Annotated in this window: 20 protein-coding genes and 2 riboswitches; of the genes, 7 read left to right on the forward strand and 13 right to left on the reverse strand. The window is 70.6% G+C overall.

What is annotated here, in order from left to right:
• Nucleotides 1-1,494: 1,494 nt before the first annotated feature.
• From ACFY3V_RS13520 to ACFY3V_RS13580, 13 genes are all read right to left on the reverse strand, one after another.
• Nucleotides 1,495-2,442 (reverse strand): sigma-70 family RNA polymerase sigma factor, encoded by a 948-nt coding sequence (locus ACFY3V_RS13520; RefSeq protein ID WP_362897661.1) that lies wholly within the window; start codon nt 2,440-2,442, stop codon nt 1,495-1,497.
• A 211-nt stretch (nt 2,443-2,653) separates the two neighbouring features.
• On the reverse strand, nt 2,654-3,826 hold the full coding sequence (gene hutI, locus ACFY3V_RS13525; RefSeq protein WP_389773073.1) for an imidazolonepropionase: 1,173 nt from the start codon (nt 3,824-3,826) through the stop codon (nt 2,654-2,656).
• Nucleotides 3,823-5,196: a formimidoylglutamate deiminase gene (locus tag ACFY3V_RS13530; RefSeq protein WP_362897657.1), complete on the reverse strand. Its 1,374-nt coding sequence runs from the start codon at nt 5,194-5,196 to the stop codon at nt 3,823-3,825. Before ACFY3V_RS13530 ends, hutI begins: the two co-directional genes overlap by 4 nt.
• Nucleotides 5,184-6,347: an allantoate amidohydrolase gene (locus ACFY3V_RS13535; RefSeq protein ID WP_362897778.1), complete on the reverse strand. Its 1,164-nt coding sequence runs from the start codon at nt 6,345-6,347 to the stop codon at nt 5,184-5,186. The genes ACFY3V_RS13530 and ACFY3V_RS13535 overlap by 13 nt, the downstream gene beginning before the upstream one ends.
• 105 nt (nt 6,348-6,452) lie before the next feature.
• Nucleotides 6,453-7,139 (reverse strand): SDR family oxidoreductase, encoded by a 687-nt coding sequence (locus tag ACFY3V_RS13540; RefSeq protein ID WP_389773076.1) that lies wholly within the window; start codon nt 7,137-7,139, stop codon nt 6,453-6,455.
• A 42-nt stretch (nt 7,140-7,181) separates the two neighbouring features.
• Nucleotides 7,182-8,006: a MurR/RpiR family transcriptional regulator gene (locus ACFY3V_RS13545; RefSeq protein ID WP_389773079.1), complete on the reverse strand. Its 825-nt coding sequence runs from the start codon at nt 8,004-8,006 to the stop codon at nt 7,182-7,184.
• Nucleotides 8,007-8,186: 180 nt separating this feature from the next.
• Nucleotides 8,187-9,842: a urocanate hydratase gene (hutU, locus tag ACFY3V_RS13550; protein WP_362897651.1), complete on the reverse strand. Its 1,656-nt coding sequence runs from the start codon at nt 9,840-9,842 to the stop codon at nt 8,187-8,189.
• Between the two features lie 367 nt (nt 9,843-10,209).
• A complete protein-coding gene (locus ACFY3V_RS13555; protein ID WP_389773667.1) occupies nt 10,210-11,898 on the reverse strand; it encodes an ABC transporter ATP-binding protein in 1,689 nt (562 codons plus the stop codon).
• Nucleotides 11,899-12,246: 348 nt separating this feature from the next.
• Entirely contained in the window at nt 12,247-12,444 is a 198-nt protein-coding gene (locus ACFY3V_RS13560) for a hypothetical protein (protein WP_362897647.1), read from the reverse strand.
• A gap of 112 nt (nt 12,445-12,556) precedes the next feature.
• Nucleotides 12,557-13,243, reverse strand: coding sequence for a nucleotidyl transferase AbiEii/AbiGii toxin family protein (locus ACFY3V_RS13565; RefSeq protein WP_362897645.1), 687 nt, complete (start codon nt 13,241-13,243; stop codon nt 12,557-12,559).
• Nucleotides 13,240-13,638: a hypothetical protein gene (locus tag ACFY3V_RS13570; protein WP_362897643.1), complete on the reverse strand. Its 399-nt coding sequence runs from the start codon at nt 13,636-13,638 to the stop codon at nt 13,240-13,242. Before ACFY3V_RS13570 ends, ACFY3V_RS13565 begins: the two co-directional genes overlap by 4 nt.
• A gap of 72 nt (nt 13,639-13,710) precedes the next feature.
• Nucleotides 13,711-14,490, reverse strand: a complete 780-nt coding sequence (locus ACFY3V_RS13575) for a hypothetical protein (RefSeq protein WP_362897641.1) — start codon at nt 14,488-14,490, stop codon at nt 13,711-13,713.
• A gap of 135 nt (nt 14,491-14,625) precedes the next feature.
• Nucleotides 14,626-15,348: an FCD domain-containing protein gene (locus tag ACFY3V_RS13580; RefSeq protein WP_362897639.1), complete on the reverse strand. Its 723-nt coding sequence runs from the start codon at nt 15,346-15,348 to the stop codon at nt 14,626-14,628.
• A gap of 63 nt (nt 15,349-15,411) precedes the next feature.
• Between ACFY3V_RS13580 and ACFY3V_RS13585 the strand changes: the two genes are divergently transcribed.
• From ACFY3V_RS13585 to ACFY3V_RS13615, 7 genes are all read left to right on the forward strand, one after another.
• Complete coding sequence (locus ACFY3V_RS13585; protein ID WP_389773670.1) at nt 15,412-16,779, forward strand: glutamine synthetase family protein; 1,368 nt, start codon at nt 15,412-15,414, stop codon at nt 16,777-16,779.
• A gap of 2 nt (nt 16,780-16,781) precedes the next feature.
• Nucleotides 16,782-18,128, forward strand: a complete 1,347-nt coding sequence (locus ACFY3V_RS13590; RefSeq protein WP_389773086.1) for an aldehyde dehydrogenase family protein — start codon at nt 16,782-16,784, stop codon at nt 18,126-18,128.
• Between the two features lie 5 nt (nt 18,129-18,133).
• Nucleotides 18,134-18,898, forward strand: a complete 765-nt coding sequence (locus ACFY3V_RS13595; RefSeq protein ID WP_362897633.1) for a 3-oxoacyl-ACP reductase — start codon at nt 18,134-18,136, stop codon at nt 18,896-18,898.
• A gap of 136 nt (nt 18,899-19,034) precedes the next feature.
• The gene (locus tag ACFY3V_RS13600; protein WP_389773090.1) at nt 19,035-19,730 is read left to right on the forward strand and encodes a gamma-glutamyl-gamma-aminobutyrate hydrolase family protein; all 696 of its coding nucleotides are present in this window, start codon (nt 19,035-19,037) and stop codon (nt 19,728-19,730) included.
• Nucleotides 19,731-19,802: 72 nt separating this feature from the next.
• A riboswitch (glycine riboswitch) is annotated at nt 19,803-19,901 on the forward strand.
• Nucleotides 19,902-19,996, forward strand: a riboswitch (glycine riboswitch).
• A 33-nt stretch (nt 19,997-20,029) separates the two neighbouring features.
• The gene (gcvT, locus tag ACFY3V_RS13605; protein ID WP_389773093.1) at nt 20,030-21,121 is read left to right on the forward strand and encodes a glycine cleavage system aminomethyltransferase GcvT; all 1,092 of its coding nucleotides are present in this window, start codon (nt 20,030-20,032) and stop codon (nt 21,119-21,121) included.
• Entirely contained in the window at nt 21,118-21,507 is a 390-nt protein-coding gene (gcvH, locus tag ACFY3V_RS13610; RefSeq protein ID WP_350949822.1) for a glycine cleavage system protein GcvH, read from the forward strand. The genes gcvT and gcvH overlap by 4 nt, the downstream gene beginning before the upstream one ends.
• 72 nt (nt 21,508-21,579) lie before the next feature.
• Nucleotides 21,580-22,956 carry an L-serine ammonia-lyase gene (locus ACFY3V_RS13615; protein WP_362897627.1) on the forward strand — a complete coding sequence of 459 codons (1,377 nt, stop codon included), beginning with the start codon at nt 21,580-21,582 and terminating at the stop codon, nt 22,954-22,956.
• Nucleotides 22,957-23,028: the final 72 nt, after the last annotated feature.

Here is a 23,028-nt window from a genome sequence, read left to right on the forward strand (position 1 = left end):
GCGAAGCGACCCTCCTTCCAATTGGCTTTTGCCGGTTTCACATGCAGTGATCGCTTCTGGGCTCCATCGACCGGCCGCGCACTGACGTTGCGCCACAGCGTGTTCTTCTACCGTTTCAAGGTGTGACCTTGTGTGTTTCACATCTGTGAATCTCGGCAGCAGGGTGTTTCAGATGTGTTTCGGACAAGGTGTGCCATGACTTGGAGATGGCCTTAAAAGAGCCCAGGTCAACTCCACTTGGCAGTTACCAGGGCTTCCGCCACCCCTACGCCACGCCCACCGGACCCCCTCGATCCGGGCGAATAGGCTGGCCCGTAACCCCTGGTCACCCTCGGTCCCCTTCCCCGGAACGGACCCCGGCAGGCTTCTGGGGACGGATCGGGCCCGCAACCGTTCACGCTGCGGTGGGCGGGTGTTCCGGCCGGCCGTCTCAGTTGCGCTCTGGTGGTTCAGGCCTCCGGCCTGCTCGGGCGCGGTGGTTGCGGGCTTCTTTTAAGCCGGCCGGAACACCCGCCCACCTCCGCTGCGCACGCCCCCGCCGTACGGCGCGCGGACCGTAGTCGCTCTCTCTCCGGCCGCCCTGTGACCTCTGTGCGGCTGAAGCGATCCGTACGAGACCGCTCAGCGCGAGCCGCCGTAACTGAAGCGTTACTTTCGAAAGGAGCGCACGGCGCGCACCGTAGAAAACCAGACCCCCACCGCACCGATCCCTCTCACCACACAATGCGGCGGAACACATAAACAAACCACGAAACAGCCCGAGCCATGCCGGTTCAGACCCTTACGAATAGCCGACGTCCCATAGCGCAGAGGCGGCAGGCATTCGTCACAGTGGTCACGTTGCCCGTCCTGTGAGGCGAGTCCCACATCCTGCGCAGCGACCGCGCGCATTCGGACCGAACACCGGCGCACGATTCCGACGACGAAAGCAGCCGCTCTCACAGAACCTCCGACCCGCGCTGCCCCCTCCCTGCGCCCGTCGTGTCTCCCTCATGGAAGACCGACGCCCCGCCCTGCGCACCTTTCCGAGGTAGAGCTTCAGCTACGGCGCTCCCTCTCGACGGTCCCGTACGGATCGCTTCAGCCATCCACGGAACCCAGGGCGGCCGGAGAGAAAGTCACTACGGTCCGCACGCCGTACGGCGAGAGCACGTGCAGCGGAGGTGGGCGGGTGTTCCGGCCGGCTTAAAAAGAGCCCGCAACCACCGTGCCCGAGCAGGCCGGAGGCCTGAAACGCCAGACGGTGACTGAGACGGCCGGCCGGAGCACCCGCCCACCGCAGCGTGAACGGCGAAGAAACCCACCGCGACGAACCACAACCCGAACAGCCATGGAACAGACCAAGCGTGACCTCGACAGAACCAACCAGGCGTGAGCGGCGATGGAACTCACCACCACAGCCCGAACACCACGGAACCGCCGCAGCGAACCGCCGTAAAAGCCGAACCCCACGATCCGGCACGGTCCAAACGAGACCGTGCCGGATCACGAAGCTCAGGCCGCCGTCGCCATCTTCCGCAGCCGGGCCAGAGCGTCACGCTCGATCCGGCGGGCGCGGTCGCGACCGATGCCGTACCGCTCGCCGACCTCGGTCAGCGTGTGCTCGCGGCCGTCCATCAGGCCGTAGCGCCAGCGGAGCATCTCACGGGTCTGCCCCTCAAGCCCGGTCAGCCACTCCTCGAGGCGCTCGCGCTCCAGGATGTCCATCGCCTGCTGCTCGGGGTCGGCCCACGTGTCATCGGCGATCATGTCGCCGAGCTCGGTCTCGTCCTCGTCACCCACGCCCAGTTGCAGGGAGACGGGGTCGGAGGCCCAGCGGCGGAGCTCACGGACCCGCTCGATGGGGAGTTCGAGCACCGTGGCCAGATCGGCGTCGGTCGGCTCGACGTCGAACTCGGCCAGCATGTCGCGACGGACCCGCATCAGCCTGGTCATCTGCTCGCCCGCGTGGGTGGGCAGGCGCACCGGCCTGGCCTGCTCGTGGATGGCGCGTCCCACCGACTGCCTGATCCACCACGTGGCGTATGTGGAGAACTTGTAACCGCGCCGGTAGTCGAACTTCTCGACCGCGCGGACCAGCCCCAGGTTTCCCTCCTGGACCAGATCGATCAGCGGCATTCCCCGCCCGGAATATTTGCGCGCGACGGCCACCACAAGACGTAGATTGGCCTGGATGAATTCATCCTTGGCCCTCTGTCCGGAAACGGCCAGCCGTTCAAGCTCCTCATCGGCCGCGTCACCGATCCGCGGCTCCGTCAATCCGCCCAACCCACCGTCCAGCAACTGCTCAGCGAAGAGACCCGCCTCGATCCGCTTGGCGAGCTCGACCTCTTCCTCCGCGGTGAGCAGGGGCACCCGTCCAATCTCTGCCAGGTAGGTCCCGAGCAGGTCTCGATCAGAGACATGCTGATCCTGCGTCCGATTCCCCGTCGGCCTTGCCATCCGATGGCACCTCGCTCCGCGTGCTTATGACGTGTCCAACCGCTCGCTCAAGGCCCCGTGCGCTCAGACACATCGCTTGTCTTTTCAACGGACGGATCAGGGCAAAGATTCCCTCAAGAAGTACGCCTGGAGAATGGTTTTGGATTTCCTCCTCAAGGAGGATGTTTCCCTGCGCCGCGACGAGGGCCACCACTAACCCCAGCAAAGGGGCTCAAACCAGGCGGCGCCCCTCCTTCCAGACCTGCCTCACCAGCGGTACCCCCGGCCGGTAGGCGAGGTCGACGTAGGTGGGTGTGTCGAGAATCACCAGATCCCCCCTGCTGCCCACCCGCAGCGTGCCGACGTCCCCGCGGCGCAGCGCCCTCGCCCCGCCGTACGTGGCGGCCCTGATCGCCTCCAGCGGTGTCATCCGCATCTCACGGACCGCCAGTGCCACGCAGAACGGCATGGAGGAGGTGAAGGAGGAGCCGGGATTGCAGTCGGTGGCGAGCGCGACGGTCACCCCGGCGTCCAGCAGGCGGCGGGCGTCGGGGTAGGGCGAGCGGGTGGAGAACTCCGCGCCGGGCAGCAGGGTCGCCACCACCCCCGACGACGACAGCGCCGAGACGTCGTCGTCGCTCAGATGGGTGCAGTGGTCGGCGGAGGCCGCGCCCACCTCGGCGGCGATCCGCACCCCCGGCCCCTCACCCAGCTGGTTGGCGTGGATCCGCGGCAGCAGTCCCGCCTTCACCCCGGCGAGGAGGATCTCCCTGCTCTGGTCGGCGTCGAAGGCTCCGCGCTCGCAGAACACGTCGATCCACCGGGCGTGCGGCACGCACGCCTCCAGCATCTCCCCGGTGACGGTGCGGACGTACTCGTCGGCCGAGGAGGCGTCGGGGGGGACGACGTGCGCGCCCAGGTAGGTGGTCTCCTCGGTGAACCTCCGCGCGATCTCCAGTGACCGGCGCTCGTCCTCGACCGTGAGACCGTAGCCGCTCTTGATCTCGACCGTGGTCGTCCCCTGGGCGAGCATCTCGGCGACCAGGGCGGCGGTGCGCGCCGCGAGTTCGGCGTCGGAGGCGGCGCGGGTGGCCGACACCGTCGTACGGATACCTCCCGCCGTGTACGGGCGCCCCGCCATGCGGGCGGCGAACTCGGCGCTGCGGTCGCCCGCGAAGACGAGGTGGGCGTGGCTGTCGACGAAACCGGGGATGACGCAGCGCCCCTCCACATCCACCCGTTCGTCGGCGTGCGGAGCCGCGTCGGCGGGACCCGCCCACACCACCTCGCCGCCCTCGACCACCAACGCCGCGTTCTCGATCTCCTCCCGCGCCGGGTCGCCCGTGTAGAGCAGGCCGATGCCGTCGAAAAGGGTGCTCGTCACCGGACGGTCCTCGCTCGTCATACCGACCTCTCCTCCCGCGCCTCGGCGAGTACCTCGCCGACCGCTTGCGCGAGCATCGCGCCCACGTCGCCGAGTACGTGCCCGCCGTCGACGACCACGTGACGCCCGCCCGACACCACGGAGTGCACGTCGGCGGCCGTCGCGGCGAAGACCACGGTCTCCGCCAGGTGCGCCGGGGATGCTCCGGCCGTACGGACCGAGTCCAGGCGCACCGACACCAGGTCCGCCCAGGCACCGGGGACGAGCATGCCCGCGTCGGCGAAGCCGAGTGAGTCGTGCCCCGCGGCCGTGGCCGCGTTCAGGAGTTCGGCGGCCGACCAGTGACCGCGCCGCTCGGTCGCGAGCCGCTCGTCCAGTTCGACCGCGCGGGCCTCCTCGAACAGGTCGATCACCGCGTGGCTGTCCGAGCCGAGCGTGATGGGCGAGCCCGCCTCGAACAGCCTCCTCGCCGGCCCGATGCCGTCGGCGAGGTCGCGCTCGGTCGTCGGGCACATGCACACGCGCGTGCCGGAGGCGCCGAGCAGCGCGACGTCCACGTCCGACAGGTGCGTGGCGTGTACGGCGGTCGAGCGGGGACCGAGCGCGCCGTGCGCGTCCAGCAGCTGGACCGGGGTCGCGGCGTAGGCGTCCACGCAGGCGGCGTTCTCGGCCCGCTGCTCGGAGACGTGGGCGTGCAGCGGGACCGCGTGGTGCCGGGAGAACTCGGCGACCACGGGGATCTGCTCGGCCCGCACCGCGCGGACCGAGTGCACGGCCACGCCGATCTCCACGTCCCGATCCTCCCGGTATCCGGCCACGAGCGCCTCGGCCCGCGCGGCCCACCCGTCGGCGTCCCCGTCGCCGAAGCGCCGCTGCGCACCGCTCAGCGGGGTGCCGACGCCGCCGGTCAGGTAGCAGGCGTCCAGGAGCGCGATGCGCAGCCCCGCCTCCCGCGCGGCCTGGACGAGCGCGTGTCCCATCGCGTTCGAGTCGTCGTACGGCCTGCCGTCCGGCCCGTGGTGCAGGTAGTGGAACTCCCCCACGCAGGTGATCCCGGCCAGCGACATCTCGGCGAACGTGGCCCTGGCGAGCCTGAGGTAGGAGTCGGGGTCGAGCGTTCCCGCCACGCCGTACATCCGCTCGCGCCAGGTCCAGAAGCTGCCCTTCTCGCGCTGCGTCACCCCGCGCAGGGCGCGGTGGAAGGCGTGGGAGTGCGCGTTGGCGAGCCCGGGAAGGGTGAGGCCCGCGAGCCGGACGGCTCCGCCGGGCGGGGTCGTCACGCCGGTGACGATCTCGGCGATCAGGGTGTCCCTGACCTTGACGAGTACTCCCGCGACGGCCTCGCCCGGCGGCAGCCAGGCCAGCTCGCACCAGTAGTTCAGCTCCCGCACAGGTCCTCCACGACGGCGGCGAGGGCGGTGACCCCGGCGTGACAGTCGGCCCGGTCCGCGTGTTCCTCCGGAGAGTGCGAGATTCCCGTTGGATTGCGGACGAACACCATCGCGCTGGGCACGCCCGCGGAGGCGAGGATGCCCGCGTCGTGTCCGGCGCCGGTCGGCAGGACGGGTGCGCCGCCCGCGGCCTCGGCGACCCGTTCCCGCAGGGCCGCGTCGAAGTCGACGACCGGGGTCCACGACTCGACCGTGACCTCGGCACCGGAGAAGTCGGTGAGTTCGGCGACGAGCTCCCTCACCGCGTCCTCGTCGCCGCCCCTGGCGTCCAGCCAGGCGCTGACCAGGCCGGGGATGGCGTTGGCGTTGTTGGGCGACACGCGCGTCTTGCCGAAGGTGGCGACCACGCCGCCGCGCTGGGCGGCCTGGCGGGCGTGCAGGACGGTACGGGCGAAGGGCAGCATGGGGTCGTCGCGGTCGGCCAGGCGGGTGGTGCCCGCGTGGTTGGCCTGGCCGTGGAAGTCGAACCGCCAGCGGCCGTGCGGCCAGATGGCCGAGGCGACGCCGACCTCGGCGCCGACGTGGACGAGGTCCTGTCCCTGCTCGACGTGGAGTTCGACGAAGACGCCGATGTGCCGCAGGGTCTCCTCGTCCCTGCCCAGAGCGCCGGGGTCGCGCCCCGCCGCGCGCAGCACCTCGGCGAGCGAGTCGCCCTCGTCGTCCTTCAGGGCGCGGGCCCTGTCGGGGTCGAGGATGCCGGTCAGCAGGCGGGAGCCGACGCACGGGACGCCGAACCTGGCGCCCTCCTCGTCGGTGAAGCAGGCGATTCCCACGGGGCGCGCGGGCCGGAAGTCCTTCGCCCGCAGCAGGTCGAGGGCGGCGAAGGCCGACACGACGCCGAGGGGGCCGTCGAAGGCGCCGCCCTGGCGCACCGAGTCGAGATGACTGCCGGTGACCACGCCGGGCCGGTCCGAGGGGTCACCCCACCAGGCCCACAGGTTGCCGTTGCGGTCCTCCCTCAGGTCGAGGCCGCGTCTGTCGGCCTCCTGCCCGAACCATCGCCGGAGTTCCAGATCCGCGGGCGACCACGCGTCTCGCAGGTAGCCCCGGGTCCGGCCGTCACGTCCGAGGTGCTCTATGGCACCCCACATCTCGTCGAACACCCTCCCATTATGTGAATGAGACCATTCATTGGCGAGCCCGCCGCGCTCTCGGCCCGGCGCCCTCCCAACCTGAGGCGCCTTCGGTCACCGCGCTCAGTTCGAGGGCTTGCCGGTAGGACGGATGGTGATCTCGGTGATGTTGGCGTCCGGGGACGCGGTCAGAGCGGTCAGCACCACCCTGGCCACCGAGTCCGCGTCGAGGTGATCCTCCTGCCGGTAGGGGCCGCCCTCCTGTGCCCGTACCTCACGCTGCATGTCGGTCGCGACCCGCCCCGGGTAGATCGTGGTGACCTGGAGCTCGGGCTCCTCCAGGCGGAGCCCGTCGGCGAAGGCGCGCAGCGCGTACTTGCTCGCCGCGTAGGAGACCCAGCTCGGGTTCGCCCGCAGCCCGGAACCGGAGTTGATCAGCACCACGTGGCCGTGCGCCGCGCGCAGGGCGGGCAGCAGCAGCCGGGTGAGCTCGGCCACCGCGACCACGTTGATCTCCATCGTGCGCCGCCACACCTCGGCGGGGGTCTCCTCGACACGGCCCAGGTTCACCACGCCCGCGCTGTGCACCAGCACGTCGAGCCGGTCGATGTCGGCGACGTCGGCCTCGGTGACGGCGGTGAGCTCCACCGGCCAGGGCCGCGCGCCGGGCAGCTCGGCGACCATCCCGGACAGCGCCTCGGTGTCGCGTCCGCCGAGCAGCAGGTCGTGCGTGGGGGCCAGGGCACGGGCGATCGCGGCGCCGATCCCTTTGGAGGCGCCGGTGATCAGCGCGGTAGGTCGTTCTGACATGGCAGTCACCTTACCCACGACAAAAACGATCACCGCGGGCCGTCAGTCGAGGTGCTCGGTGAAGACCCCGGCCTGGTCGGTCATCCGCTCGTACTCCTCAAGCCTGGCCTGGGTGCGCAGCGGCGCCGCGTCGGCCATCGCCTCCACCAGCACCATGGCCAGGGCGAGAGGGCCTGCGTGCGAGTCGAAGACGAGCCGCTCGCCGACGGGGGCGGCCAGGACCACGTCCGCCGCGAAGGGCACGTCCCGCCGGTCGGTGATCACCGCCGTACGCAGGCCGAGGTGGCGGGCGTCCCGCAGGGCCTGCACGGCCTCGGCCGGGTAGCGGGGCAGGACGACGGCGACGAGCCAGGCCGCTCCCGCCCTGCGCGCGGCGTACAGGCCGTCGGCCAGCTCGGAGCCGCCGTGGGTGAGCAGGCGGACATCGGGGTGGATCCGCCGCGCGAAGTAGGCGAACGTGGTGGCGAGCCCGCTCGACACCCGCAGGCCGAGCACCGGCAGGGGCTCGCATCCCGCCAGGTTGGCGCCCAGCTCGGAGAGGTCGGAGGGGTCGCTCAGCGCGTCGCGCACGCTCCGCAGGTTGTCGATCTCCACGTCGATCGCGGTCTGCAGGTCGTTGGCCCGCGACGGCCTCCTGCCGCCCACGACCAGGGGGCGCAGCGCCTGCCGCAGCTCGGGATATCCCCCGAAGCCGAGCACCATCGCGAACCTCGTCACCGACGGCTGGCTCACCCCGGCCCGGTCGGCGAGCTCCACGCTGGACAGGAAGACGGCCTCGGACAGGTGGTCGCCCAGGTAACGCGCGATCCGCCGCTGCACGGGCGACAGTCTCCGCCCCTCCAGAAGCCGATCGAGTCCGTCACCCACGCCCCCTCCAACCGCTCGAACCCCCACGAGCATTCCCCTCCCGTCCCGCCCCGCTGTCGTTCATACACCCGCGGAGACGAAAACGAGCGGCACCGGGGGAATTCGCGCACCGCGATCGGGACGCGGCACGCGAATCGGCACCCGTACGTTCCCGCGGGGCCCCGGTCGCGGCGCGTCCGGTCAGGACTCGCGCATCGGGACGCGCACACCCCGCTCCTCGGCCACGGTGACGGCCTCGTCGTACCCGGCGTCGACGTGGCGGATGACGCCCGTGCCCGGGTCGTTGGTGAGGACCCGGTTGAGCTTCTCGGCCCCCAGCCTGGTGCCGTCGGCCACGGTGACCTGCCCCGAGTGGATGGAACGGCCGATGCCGACACCGCCGCCGTGGTGGATGGAGACCCACGCGGCGCCGGAGGCGACGTTGAGCATCGCGTTCAGCAGCGGCCAGTCGGCGATCGCGTCGGAGCCGTCCGCCATGCCCTCGGTCTCCCGGTACGGGCTCGCGACGCTGCCGCAGTCGAGGTGGTCACGGCCGATCACCAGCGGGGCCTCGATCTCCCCCGAGGCGACCATGTCGTTGAACCGCTCCCCCGCCAGGTGGCGCTCGCCGTACCCGAGCCAGCAGATGCGGGCGGGCAGCCCCTGGAAGTGGACCTTCTCCCCGGCCATCCGGATCCACCTGGCGAGCGGCTCGTTGTCGGGGAACAGCTCCAGGATCGCGCGGTCGGTCTTGGCGATGTCGGAGGCGGCGCCGGACAGCGCGGCCCAGCGGAACGGGCCCTTGCCCTCGCAGAACAGCGGCCGGATGTAGGCGGGCACGAAGCCGGGGAAGTCGAACGCGCGGGTGTAGCCCGCGAGCAGCGCCTCGCCCCGGATCGAGTTGCCGTAGTCGAAGACCTCGGCCCCGGCGTCCTGGAAACCGACCATCGCCTCCACGTGGGCGGCCATGGACTCGCGGGCCCTGCGGGTGAAGCCCGCCGGGTCCTTCTCGCGCTCGTCGGCCATGTCCTCGAAGGCCACGCCGACCGGCAGGTACATCAGCGGGTCGTGGGCGGACGTCTGGTCGGTGACGACATCGATCTCGGCGCCCCTGCGCAGCAGTTCCGGCACGACCTCGGCCGCGTTGCCCTCGACCCCGATGCTCAGCGGCTCGCGCCGGTCGCGGGCCTCGTACGCCAGGCGCAGCGCCTCGTCGAGGTCGGCGGCGCGGACGTCCAGGTAGCGGTGCTCGATGCGCCGGTCGATCGACCTGGGGTCACAGTCGACGCAGATCACCACGCCGCCGTTCATCGTCACGGCGAGCGGCTGGGCGCCGCCCATGCCGCCGAGCCCGGCGGTCAGCGTGATCGTCCCGGCGAGGCTCCCGCCGAACCGCTTGGCGGCCACGGCCCCGAAGGTCTCGTAGGTGCCCTGCAGGATGCCCTGGGTGCCGATGTAGATCCAGGAGCCGGCCGTCATCTGCCCGTACATGGTGAGCCCGGCGGCCTCCAGACGCCGGAACTCCTCCCAGTTGGCCCAGTCGGGCACCAGGTTGGAGTTGGCGATGAGCACCCGGGGCGCCCACTCGTGGGTGCGGAACACTCCGACGGGGCGGCCCGACTGCACCAGCAGCGTCTCGTCGCCCTCCAGGGTGGTCAGCGTACGGGTGATCGCGTCGAAGGAGCGCCAGTCGCGGGCGGCCTTGCCCGAGCCGCCGTAGACGACGAGCTGCTCAGGATGCTCGGCGACCTCGGGATCGAGATTGTTCTGGATCATGCGGAGCGCCGCCTCCTGCGGCCACCCCTTGGCGGTGAGCGTGGTGCCGCGCGGCGCGCGCACGATCCGGCTGCCGGACATGCCCGACCTCCCCCTCAAGAATGAATGAACGTATTCATACTTGGTCACCCGGAGGCCACCGGTCAACCCGGCAAAAGGGGTGCCGCGGGCAGCACGCCCGTGGCACCCCCTGATGTAGCCGTAACGATCGCCACGCCCCGGCTCCTCCGTCCCGCACGGACGGGACCGGGTGATCGAATGCGGCGCGCGCCCGATGGGCGCTCCGATGCGAAGGAGAGGCTTCGCACAGGCGGGGATGCCCGGTTCACCGGACGGCGAATCAGCCCCTCGACTCAGTGTCCGAATTATTCCTTTATGAACGATATGAATTTACGCAACCAAGCCGATCCCCGCAGGACCAGGTGGGAAAGGGAACGGGCAGGCGGCCTCAGCCGGGCAGCAGGAACTGGGTGGTGGCCAGCTCGCGGTAGAGGGCGTCGTCGGCGAGCAGCTCGTCGTGGGTGCCCACGGCCCTCACCCTGCCCGCCTCCATCACCACGATCCGGTCGGCCCCCGCCACGGTGGAGAGGCGGTGGGCGATCACCAGCACGGTCGTCTCCGCCGCCACCTCCGCGACCACCTCCCGGAGCCTCAGCTCGTTGACCGCGTCGAGCTGGGAGGTGGCCTCGTCGAGCAACAGGAGCCGGGGACTGCGCAGTAGTGCGCGGGCGATGGCGACCCGCTGGCGCTCGCCGCCGGAGAGCATGATCCCTCGATGGCCGACCCGGGTCTCCAGTCCCTCGGGGAGCCGGGAGACCAGATCCTCCAGCCGGGTACGGGCGAGCACCCGCCAGATGTCGGCCTCGTCCACACCCGGCGCGGCGAAGACGAGGTTCTCCCTGAGCGTGCCGTCCAGCACCGGCGCGTCCTGCTCGACGTATCCGAGGCAGGCGCGCAACTCGGCGAGCGGCCAGTCCGCGATGTCGCGGCCGTCGATCGTGATCGTCCCCGCATGCCGCTCGTAGAAGCGCTCCAGCAGTGCGAAGACCGTGGACTTGCCCGCCCCTGACGGGCCCACCAGGGCGGTCAGGCCGCCCGCGGGCACCTCGAAGGAGACGGCGTCGTGGACGACCGGTCTGTCGTCGCCGTAGCGGAAGGCGACGTTCTCGAAGACGACCCCGGCGGGGGCCCTGCCGACCTCGTACGCCGCGCCGTCCGCTCTCTCGGCGGGAAGCTCCTCGATCTCGCGGATCCTCTTCACCGCGGCCAGGCCGTTCTGCACCTGCGTGAAGCCCTGAACCAGCTGGCCGATGGGGGCGACCAGATAGAACAGGTACAGCAGGAAGGCGATCAGCGAGGAGACCTCCAGCACGCCGGAGGTGACCCGCGCGCCGCCCACGCCGAGCACGGCCACGAACGCCAGTTGCGCGGAGACCCACGCCGAGACGCCGGCGATCGACGTCAGCCAGGCCACGGCGATCCCCCGGTCACGCGCCTCGCGGGCCGCCTCACCCACCGCGGCGATCTCCCGCTCCTCCGCGCCGCTCGCCTTCACGGTACGGAACGCCTGGAGCACCCGGTCGAGGACCGCGCCCATCTCGCCCACCGCGACCTGCGCCTGCATCGAGGCCCGCTGGATGCGGGGCATGATCAGGCTGACGAAGCCGCCGACCACGACCATCACTCCCAGCGTGATGAGCAGCAACATCCCGTCGATGAGCGCCATCATCACCACGGCGCCCACGAGCATGAACAGCGAGCTGACCGTCTCGACCACGCCGTTGGTGAACACCGCCCGCAGCAGCGTGGTGTCCGAGGTCACCCTGGACATCAGGTCACCCGGCTTGAGCCGATCGACCTCGGAGACCCGCAGCCGCAGCATCCGGTCGACGAGGGTACGGCGGGCGGAGAAGACGATGCCTTCGCCCATCCGTTCCAGCACGTAGTTACCCAGCGCGCCGATGACCGCGCCCAGGAGCACGGCGGCGGTCAGGCCGAGCACCGGACCGAGCAGGGAGCGCTGCTCGCCGAAGGCGTCGATGACCGTCTTGGCCAGGAGTGGCATCGCCAGCCCCGCCAGCGAGCCGACCAGGCTGAGCACCCCGCCCAGCAGCAGGGCCCTTCTGTGGGGCCGCATGTAGGCGACCAGCAACCGCCAGGAGGCGGCCTTCGGCACGGTGCCGCCGAGTTGTCCCGGTTCGCCGGGGTCTTCAGTCTTTCCCTCGTCGTTTCCAGCGTCCTGTGATACGACCCCCGCCAACGTGTCCCCCTCAGAAACGACGCGATCGGCCTTCGGCCGCTTTTCCTGTCTACCGCGCACGAATCCATCTCGGGCGGCTCGCCCTGGTCGGAGATGAAAACGATGACGTCAATGTAGGTTGACACCCTCGAGGGTGTCAACCTACATTGACGTCATGCGGCGGGAAAGGCGCCGGAAAACCGATCGGAAGGGACTTGGCGAGCGACAGGACACCCGGGGCGGGAGTCAGCGGCGGCGGACGCCGTACTCCCTGCGCATCTCCGCGACGGTGTCCAGGATCTCGTCCTTGGTCTTCAGAAGCTTCGCCTCGGCCTCCTCCGTCCTCGCCTCGGCCACCTTGCGGCGGTCACCCACCCGACCGGCCAGCTTCAGCTTGGCCTTGGCCTTCATTTCACGCAGGTTGAGCTTCTCCATAAGACCCATGATCAGCACCCTTCGGCAGAGAGGACCCTCACCTGCCCCGCGAGAGGCCGGGTATGCGTCACAGGAGCCCCTCACCCTCCTTGGGTCACCGGCCTCACCGGTTCAGGTCTTCTCAGTCGGGGTCGGGAACGTCGTCGTAGTCGACGTCGCCCTCCTCGGCGCGGCGGAGGCCGATGTCCTCCACCCAGGCGCGGGCGAACCGGCGGATCTCCGTGATCCGCTCGTCGTCCACGCCGTAGGCCTCGAAGTCCTCGTCCGCGATCAGGTCGACGAACTCCAGCCTCATCACCAGCTCGGCGAGCTCGAACTCCTCGTTGTGCAGGCGGGCGAGGTGTTCGAGCTCACGGAAGCCGTACAGGTGGGAGATCGAGGCGATGTCGATGACGTCGCGGGCGAGGCTGCGCTCGTGCAGGGCCCGCATCTTCAGGCCGACCGCGTCGTCCAGGGAGACGACGGAGATGTCGCCGACGATCACGGGCTGCTGCTGGAACGCCTCCCTGAGCAGGTCGAACTCGCAGCTCTGTTCGGTCACCGGGTCGCTGACCACGAGGCGGCCCATCCGGGGCGTCACCTCCGTCATGGTGACCTCCAGCCCGGCCTGCCTGAACGCCTCGGCCATTCCCTCCGCGACCTCGGGCAGCGGCGTCTCGGCGGCGGTGGCGAAGTCGAGGTCGTCGCTCGGGCGCTCGGTGAAGCCGTGGGCGTTCATCGCGTACCCGCCCGCCAGGACCAGCCCGAACCTGCCGCAGGCGGGTAGCGCGGCCTCCAGCATCCGCTGCTGGAACGGGGGCAGGATCACCGTTCCCACCCCGGCGCCGCGGCGCCCGTCCCGGTTTCCGCCTCGGCGCCACGATCCGCCTCGACGCCCGTCCCGGTGCCCCACCCCAGGGCGGTGATCTTGGTTTCCCAGGCCCTCCGGTAACTCGGCCCGATGCCCCGGCGCAGTGTCGGCCAGTCGGCGACGAGATGCTCGGCGTTCAGATACGACTCGGCGTCGGAGCGGCCACCGCCGGTGATGACCGTGCGGTAGAGGCTCATCCGTAGCAGCGGGTTCACCAGATCGAACTCGGTGAGCCCGGACCAGCCGAGGTGGACGGGCAGGGCGACCGTCCCCGTCGCCGGGCCGCGCAGGTCGGCCAGCGATTCCGGGACGCGCCGCTCCACGCCGTCCCATCGGGAAGGAAGCGTACTCACGTCCCCCAGTATGCCCGCCGTTCGCCCGAGGTCCACGGGGCGCGCGGGCCCACGACGGACTCGGCGGCGGGCTCAGTGACGGGAACGAAGGCGGGTGGAGGGGAGGTCGTGGCGGCCGGAGAGGAACTCCTGGAAGGCGATCTTCCCGCGGATCACCGGGCGACGCCAGCGCTCCTCGCGGCCCTCCGCCCTCGCCATCTTGCGGGGCTGCGGACGCCGGGAGCCCGGCGCGAAGAACCAGTGGGCCCAGGGCGATCCCGGGCGGGCGAGCCGTATCGCGCCGGCCACCAGGAGGACCGGGACGAACAGCCCGACGAGCCCTGTCCAGATCTTGCCCTTGAGCAACGTGATCACGGCGAGCACGAGGTTGGTCACGATGAAGGAGATCGTGAGCCACATGCCCGGGGACTCGCCGGCGTAGTCCTCCCAGCCGAGGGGACGCAGGCCGATCAGGAGCAGGGCGGTGACCGCGACGGCGACGAACACGGCGTCGACCGAGGCTCTGCCCTCCTCCTCCCAGTAGACGTCGTGCAGGTGCAGGATGAGCGCGAACTCGTCCAGGATCAGGGCGGCCCCGGCGCCGAAGACGGCCGCCGTCACCGCGTACCAGCCTTCCGAGACCCCCGAGACGATGAGGCCGGCCACCCCGCCGAGCAGGGTGAGCACCACGCCGAACACCACGTGGTGGATGTGCATCTCGCCGACGTTGACGTTGCCGAACCAGCCGATCCTGGCACGGATGAGCCGGACGTTGATCCTGGTGAGCAGGAAGACGACGATCAGCGCGACGAAGAAACAGAACAGCGGCAGCCGCCCTGTGTCCATGATCCGCTCTCGGAACAAATCCCCCACCGTCCCCCAGGCTATGCGAGGAACACCGCAGGATCGGCGCGGGAGTCACCCGGCGTCACGACGGCACGGCGGTCTCCCCGGCGCCCGCGAGGCGCCGTACGAAGCACAGGCCGCCCGTACGAGGCGCGCCGCGCGTCAGGCGAGGAAACCCCGCAGCAGCGCCGCGGTCCCCTCAAGGTGCTCGGCCACGGCGCGGCGCGCGGCCTCGGGGTCCCCGGCCAGGATGGCCGTCACGATCGCCTGGTGCTGGAGGGAGGCGTGCTCGATGTTGCGCTGGAGCACCGGGATCGCGTTGAGCAGGTCGGTGACCCGGAGCCTGGCGTCGGCGCAGGCCCCGGCGAGCAGGGCGGAGCCGGTGAGCTCGGCGATGGCGAGGTGGAAGGCCGTGTCGAGGCGGCGGTAGTCCTCGGGGCCCGCCGAGTTGACCTCGCGCAGCCTCTCGCGCAGGGTTTCGCGCCGCTCCGGGGTGAGGGGGGTGGTGGCGAGCACCTGGGCCGCGCCGCACTCGACCGCCATCCTGAAGGTGAGGGCGTCGGACAGGTCGTCGGTGCCCATGTCGGCCACGGCCCGGCGCAGGTCGTCCCGGTGCGGCTGCGGCGGGACGTTGTGGGTGAGGAAGGCGCCGCCGTACCGGCCGCGGCGGACCTCCAGATAGCCCGCCTCCTGCAGCTCGCGGATGGCCTCGCGCAGGGTGACCCTGCTGATGCCGAGCTGGGCGGCGAGCTCCCGCTCGGGCGGCAGTTTCTCCGACACCAGCCCCAGCTTGATGACCTGGAGCAGACGCTCCACCGTCTCCTCGAACGCGTTGCCGGCCCGCACCGGCCGCAACACGGCCGTCAACCGCGACAGCTCGTCCAATTATCTCCTCCGGCCCTTGACAACGCTCCCCCCGCTGCACGTCAATGGTCTAACACTAGCCCAATAAGACCCCGACGAGGAGGGCGTGTGGACGTCACCGAGCTTCAGGACGAGGTGCGGGCGGGGCGGATCGACACCGTACTGCTGGCGGTCGTCGACATGCAGGGCCGCCTCCAGGGCAAACGCCTGTCGGGGCGCTACTTCCTGGAGGAGGTGCTGCGGCACGCCTCCGAGGGCTGCAACTACCTGCTCGCGGTCGACGTCGACATGAACACGGTCGACGGCTACGCCATGTCGTCCTGGGAGCGCGGATACGGCGACTTTGTCATGAAACCCGATATGTCCACCCTGCGCCGCGTGCCGTGGCAGGAGGGGACGGCCCTGGTGATGGCCGACCTGGTGTGGGAGGACGGCTCCGACGTGACCGCCTCGCCGCGCCAGATCCTGCGCAGGCAGCTCGCCAGGCTGGACGAGCGGGGCTGGGGCGCCTTCGTCGGCACCGAGCTGGAGTTCGTCGTCTTCGGCGACACCTACGAGGACGCCTGGCGCCGCGGCTACCGCGACCTGACCCCCGCCAACCTCTACAACGTCGACTACTCCCTCCTCGGCACCGCGAGGGTCGAGCCGCTGCTGCGCAGGATCAGGCTCGGCATGGAGGGCGCGGGCATGTACGTCGAGTCGGCCAAGGGCGAGTGCAACCTCGGTCAGCACGAGATCGCCTTCCGCTTCGCCGAGGCCCTGGCCAGCTGCGACAACCACTCGATCTACAAGAACGGCGCCAAGGAGATCGCCTCCCAGGAGGGCATGGCGATCACCTTCATGGCCAAGCCGAACCAGCGCGAGGGCAACTCCTGCCACATCCACATCTCGCTCAGGGACGCGGGCGGGGAGCCGGTGATGGCCGGTTCCGGGCCGCACGGGCTGTCGGCGACGGGAGCGCACTTCATCGCCGGGCAGATCGCGCTGATGCGCGAGCTCACCCTGCTGTACGCGCCGAACATCAACTCCTACAAGCGGTACGTGCAGGGCAGCTTCGCCCCCACCGCGGTCAAGTGGGGCGTGGACAACCGGACGTGCGCGTTGCGCCTGGTCGGCCACGGCCCATCGCTGCGGATCGAGAACCGGGTCCCCGGCGGCGACGTGAACCCCTACCTGGCGGTCTCGGCGCTGATCACGGCCGGCCTGCACGGCATCGAGAACGAGCTGCCGCTTGAGGACGCCTTCACGGGGAACGCCTACTCCTCGGGCGCGGAGACCGTGCCGAGCACGCTGCGCGACGCGCTGGAGCTCTGGGAGACCTCCGAGTTCGCGGCGGCCGCCTTCGGTGAGGACGTCGTGGCGCACTACGCGAACAACGCCCGGGTCGAGCTCACCGCCTTCGACGCGGCGGTGACCGACTGGGAGCTTTTCCGGGGATTCGAACGGATGTGAATGTGAAGATCATCAATCCGGCGACGGAAGAGGCGGTCGCCGAGATCGAGATGGCCGACGCCGCCGAGACCGACAGGGCCGTGGAGCGTGCCGGGCGCGCCTTCACGCACTGGCGGAACGTCGCACCGGGAGACCGTGCCCGGCTGCTGCGCCGTTTCGCCTCGCTGGTGCGCGAGCACGCCGATGAGCTCGCCCTGCTGGAGGTCGCCAACGCCGGGCACACGATCGGCAACGCCCGCTGGGAGGCGGGCAACGTCGCCGACGTGCTCGACTTCTACGCGGGGGCGCCCGAGCGCGACCACGGCCTGCAGATCCCGGTGCCCGGCGGACTGGACGTCACCTTCAGGGAACCGCTGGGCGTCGTCGGCGTGATCGTGCCGTGGAACTTCCCGATGGTCATCATGACCTGGGGGGCGGCCCCGGCGCTGGCCGCGGGCAACACCGTGATCGTCAAGCCCGCCGAGTGGACGCCGCTCACCGCCCTGCGGGTGGCCGAGCTGGCGCTGGCCGCCGGCCTGCCCGAGGGGGTGTTGCAGGTCCTGCCGGGGGTCGGGGAGGTCGCGGGTGCCCGGCTGGTCGAGCACCCGGGGGTGGCGAAGATCGTGTTCACCGGCTCGACCGAGGTCGGCAAGCAGATCGCCGCCACCTGCGCCGGACAGGTCAAGCGGCTCACCCTGGAACTGGGCGGCAAGAGCGCCAACGTGGTCTTCGCCGACGCCGACCTGGAGAAGGCCGCGGCGACCTCGCCGTACGCGGTGTTCGACAACGCGGGCCAGGACTGCTGCGCGCGCTCCCGGATCCTGGTCGAGCGCTCGGTCCACGACGAGTTCCTCGCGCGGTTCGGCGAGGCGGTGCTGAACGTCCGAGTCGGCGACCCCCGCGACGAGGCCACCGAGATGGGCCCGCTGATCAGCGCCGAGCACAGGGAACGGGTGGCCTCCTTCGTCACTGAACCGCCCCACCTGCGGGGCGTGTGCCCGTCGGGGCCGGGGTTCTGGTTCCCGCCGACGGTCCTGACGCCCCGGTCGGCCGACGACCGGGCGTTCACCGAGGAGATCTTCGGCCCCGTGGTGTCGGTGGTGCCGTTCGACGACGAGGCGGACGCCGTACGGATCGCCAACGACACCCCGTACGGCCTGAGCGGGTCCATCTGGACCCGCGACGTCGGCCGGGCGCTCCGGGTCGCCAGAGCGGTGGAGGCGGGCAACCTCAGCGTCAACTCGCATTCGAGCGTCCGCTACTGGACCCCGTTCGGCGGTTTCAAACAGTCGGGCCTCGGCCGCGAGCTGGGTCCCGACGCCCTGTCAGCGTTCACCGAGACCAAGAACGTCTTCATTTCCGAGGAGTAGAAGCGATGCTGCGTTTGCAGGACAGGGTCGCCGTCATCACCGGCGCCGGAAGCGGGATCGGCCTCGCCACCGCGCGCCGGTTCGCCGCGGAAGGCGCCCGCGTCGTGTGCGTGGACCTGGACGAGACGACCGGTCCGGCGGCCGCCGAGGAGGTCGGGGGGCTGTTCGTGCGGGCCGACGTGACCGACGAGGACGACGTCGCCCGGGTGTTCCAGACCGCGTTCGACACCTACGGCAGCGTGGACATCGCGTTCAACAACGCGGGCATCTCGCCGCCCGAGGACGACTCGATCCTGGAGACCGGCATCGACGCCTGGCGCCGGGTCCAGGAGGTGAACCTCACCTCGGTCTACCTGTGCTGCAAGCACGCCATCCCGTACATGCGGCGGCAGGGCAAGGGGTCGATCATCAACACCGCGTCGTTCGTCGCCGTGATGGGGTCGGCGACGAGCCAGATCTCCTACACCGCCTCCAAGGGCGGGGTACTCGCCATGTCCCGCGAGCTGGGCGTGCAGTTCGCCCGCGAGGGGATCCGGGTGAACGCGCTGTGCCCGGGGCCGGTGAACACGCCGCTGCTGCAGGAATTGTTCGCCAAGGACCCCGAGCGGGCGCAGCGCCGCCTCGTCCACATCCCGGTGGGCCGCTTCGCCGAGGCGTCCGAGATCGCCGCCGCGGTGGCGTTCCTCGCCTCGGACGACGCGAGCTTCATCACCGGCTCCGAGTTCCTGGTGGACGGCGGCATCTCCGGCGCGTACGTCACCCCGCTGTAGACCCGCTGTAGACCTCGCCCCGCCACCTTCGCGACCGGCGGTGGCGGGATTTGCCCAGGCCATACCCCGGCCCCGATAACGTGCGAGGACGTGGGCCCATCTCCCATGTCCCCGGCGTCCGCGTGAGAAAGAGATCATGTCCCGTCCCGTCATCGGCATCACCTGCTACGTCGAGCCCGCGCGCTTCACCGTCTGGGAGACGACCACCGCGCTCCTGCCGTACGACTACGTCGACCACGTGGCCCGCGCGGGCGGGCAGCCGGTGATCCTGCCCCCGGCGGGCGACCCCTGGGCGCTGGTGGGGCGCCTGGACGGCCTGATCCTGGCCGGTGGCGGTGACGTCGGCCCCGAGCGGTACGGGCGGGAGCCGCACGAGCGGACCGGCTACGTCCGGCCGTTCCGCGACGACGCCGAGCTGGGACTGGTCGAGGCGGCGCTGGAGCGGGGCACACCCTTCCTGGGGATCTGCAGGGGCATGCAGATCCTGAACGTCTCGCTGGGCGGCAGCCTCCACCAGCACCTGCCCGACGTGGTCGGCCACGCCGGGCACGCCCCGGCCCCCGGCCAGTACGGCAGGATGCCGGTGCGGCTCGCCCCCGGCAGCCACACCTCGAAGATCTTCGGGACCGAGACCGTGGAGGTGGCCCACTACCACCACCAGGCCCTCGACCGGCTCGCCGAGGGCCTGACCGTGACCGCCCACGCCGAGGACGGCACGGTCGAGGCCGTGGAGGTGGACGGCCACCCCTTCGCCGTCGCCGTCCAGTGGCACCCCGAGACCGACGACGAGTCGGCTCTGTTCGAGGCGCTGGTCCGGCACGCCACCCCCTGACCGGCACGGATCGGGGCCGCGAGGGGATTTCGCTCGGCCGGTGCGGGCGGTTAGGCTGGCCGACGACACCGATGAACCCGTGCGGGAGAGCGTCCTGACAGCCAGACCAGGACCCCTGAAGGAGCAAGCCCTCCCCGCGAACCTCTCAAGGCAAAGGACCGTGCGGGTAGGTGCCCTCTGGAAAGCAGGTCCCACGACCTCGCCGAAGGTGAAAGTCCGGTAAAACCCGGATGAAACTCTCAGGCACCCACGACAGAGGGGGAGGATGCTCTCATCTGTCCCTTGTCTGAGGTGCGCACATGTCCCGACCTACGCCGCTGCGCGGCGTCCACGAGTCCCTCGGCGCGACGCTGACCGACTTCGCGGGCTGGCTGATGCCGCTCCGCTACGGCAGCGAGTCGGCCGAGCACAACGCGGTCCGCCAGGCGGCCGGCCTGTTCGACCTCTCCCACATGGGGGAGATCTTCGTGACGGGGCCACAGGCCGCCGAAGCCCTCGACTACGCGCTGGTCGGCCACCTCTCCGCGCTGGAGCCCGGCCGCGCCCGCTACACGATGATCGTCGACACCGAGGGCGGCGTGCTGGACGACCTGATCGTCTACCGGCTCGCCCCCGCCGAGTTCATGGTCGTCGCCAACGCCTCCAACTACCCCCGGGTGGCCGCCGAGCTGACCGGCCGCGCCAAGGGCTTCGACGCCGCGGTGGAGGACCGCTCCGAGCGGTACGCGCTGGTCGCGGTCCAGGGGCCGCGCTCCGTGGAGATCCTGGGCTCGCTCACCGACGCCGACCTCGAAGGGCTCAGGTACTACGCCGGCCTGCCCGCCGTCGTCGCCGGTCGCGAGGCCCTCGTCGCCCGTACCGGATACACCGGCGAGGACGGCTTCGAGCTGTTCGTCGCGGCCGAGGACGCCGAACCGCTCTGGGCCGCCCTCACCGAGGCGGGCGCGCCGCACGGCCTGATCCCCGCGGGCCTGTCCGCCCGCGACACCCTCCGTCTGGAGGCCGGGATGCCGCTGTACGGCAACGAGCTGTCGGCCGCCCTGACCCCGTTCGACGCCGGGCTCGGCCGTGTGGTGAGGTTTGACAAACCGGGCGACTTCGTCGGCCGGGCCGCCCTCGAATCCCTCAAGGACGTCCCGCCGTCCCGCCGCCTGGTCGGCCTCGTCGCGACCGGCCGCCGGGTGCCCCGGCACGGGTATCCGGTGGTGGTCGCCGGTGACGGCGCGGTCGTCGGCGAGGTCACCAGCGGGGCGCCCTCCCAGTCACTGGGCAGGCCTATCGCGATGGCCTACGTGGACAACGGCCTGTCGTCAGGACTGGCCGTCGACATCAGGGGCAGCCACGAGCCGGTCGAGGTCGTCGCACTGCCTTTCTACAGGAGGAAAAAATGAGCAGCATTCCCGAGGACCTGCACTACACCAAGGAACACGAGTGGATCTCCGGCATCGATGACGGCCTCACCCTCACCGTGGGCATCACCGCCTACGCCGCCGAGGCGCTGGGTGACGTGGTCTACGTGCAGGTGCCCGAGGTCGGCGCGACGGTCGCCTCCGGTGACGCCGTCGGCGAGGTCGAGTCGACCAAGTCGGTGAGCGACATCTTCGCGCCGGTCGACGGCGAGGTCGTGGAGGTCAACCAGGCCGTCGTGGACGACCCCTCGCTGGTCAACAGCGACTCCTACGGTGAGGGCTGGCTGTTCCGCGTACGTCTTGAGGGCTCCGCCGACGACCTGCTGTCGCCCGAGGAGTACGCCGCGCTCACCTCGGGTGAGTCCTAAGCCTTTCCCCCCTCGCGTCACGGTCACGCGCGCCGGAGGGCGCGCGTGGCCGTCCACGCTGGAAGGATTCAGATGACGATCAGCGTCTTCGATCTCTTCAAGATCGGAATCGGCCCGTCCAGCTCGCACACCGGCGGCCCGATGGCCGCCGCCCACAAGTTCGCCCGCGGCCTCCACCAGGACGGGCTCCTGGAGAAGACGGCCCGGGTGCGCGCCGTCCTGTACGGCTCGCTGGGCCTGACCGGCAAGGGCCACGGCAGCGACAAGGCCGTGCTGCTCGGCCTGTCCGGCGAGAAGCCCGAGCTCGTCGACGTCGACGCGGTCGAGGGCCGGCTCGCCGCCATGCGCGAGTCGGGCACCATCTCCCTGTACGGCTCGCGCGAGATCCCCTTCGTCGTCGGCGAGGACCTCGTCTTCGAACGCAAGATCTCGCTCCCCGGCCACCCCAACGGCATGCGCTTCACCGCCCTGTCCGAGTCCGGCGAGACGGTCCGCGAGAAGGTCTACTACTCGGTCGGCGGCGGCTTCGTCGTCGACGAGAACGCCACCGGCGCCGACCGGATCAAAGCCGACGACACCGTCCTGCCCCACCCCTTCACCACGGCCGCCGAACTGCTCGCCCAGTGCGCGGAGACCGGGCTGTCCATCTCCGGGTTGATGCTGGAGAACGAGCAGGCGTTCGGCCGCACCGAGGCCGAGGTTCGCGACCGATTGCTCGTCCTGTGGCAGGTCATGAGCGAGTGCGTGCGGCGCGGCATCGACAAGGAGGGCATGCTGCCCGGCGGCCTGAAGGTCCGCCGCCGCGCCCACCAGCTCCACCGGCAGCTGCGCAGCGAGTCGGGAGAAAAGGACTCGCTGCAGACGATGGACTGGGTCTCGCTCTTCGCCCTCGCGGTCAACGAGGAGAACGCCGCCGGCGGCCGGATCGTCACCGCGCCCACCAACGGCGCCGCGGGCATCATCCCGGCCGTGCTCACCTACTACGACCGCTTCACGAAGGACGCCGACGACGAGGGCGTGATCCGCTTCCTGCTCACCGCCGGGGCGATCGGCGTGCTGTTCAAGGAGAACGCCTCCATCTCGGGCGCCGAGGTCGGCTGCCAGGGCGAGGTCGGCTCGGCCTGCTCGATGGCCGCCGCCGGGCTCACCGAGGTGATGGGTGGCACCCCCGAGCAGGTCGAGAACGCCGCCGAGATCGGCATCGAGCACAACCTGGGGCTCACCTGCGACCCGATCGGCGGCCTGGTGCAGATCCCGTGCATCGAACGCAACGCGGTCGCCTCGATCAAGGCCATCGCCGCCGCCAGGATCGCGATGCGCGGCGACGGCCGTCACTTCGTCTCGCTGGACAAGGCCATCAAGACGATGCGCGACACCGGCCGCGACATGCTCGACAAGTACAAGGAGACCAGCCGGGGAGGGCTCGCGGTGAACGTCATCGAGTGCTGACCTCGGAGTTTGGGCGGTGGGGCCTCTGACGGGCGCGCGGGAGACTCGGGACCGCGGAACCTTGACGACATA

The organism is Streptosporangium sp. NPDC000095 (assembly GCF_042899335.1).
Classification (GTDB): domain Bacteria; phylum Actinomycetota; class Actinomycetes; order Streptosporangiales; family Streptosporangiaceae; genus Streptosporangium.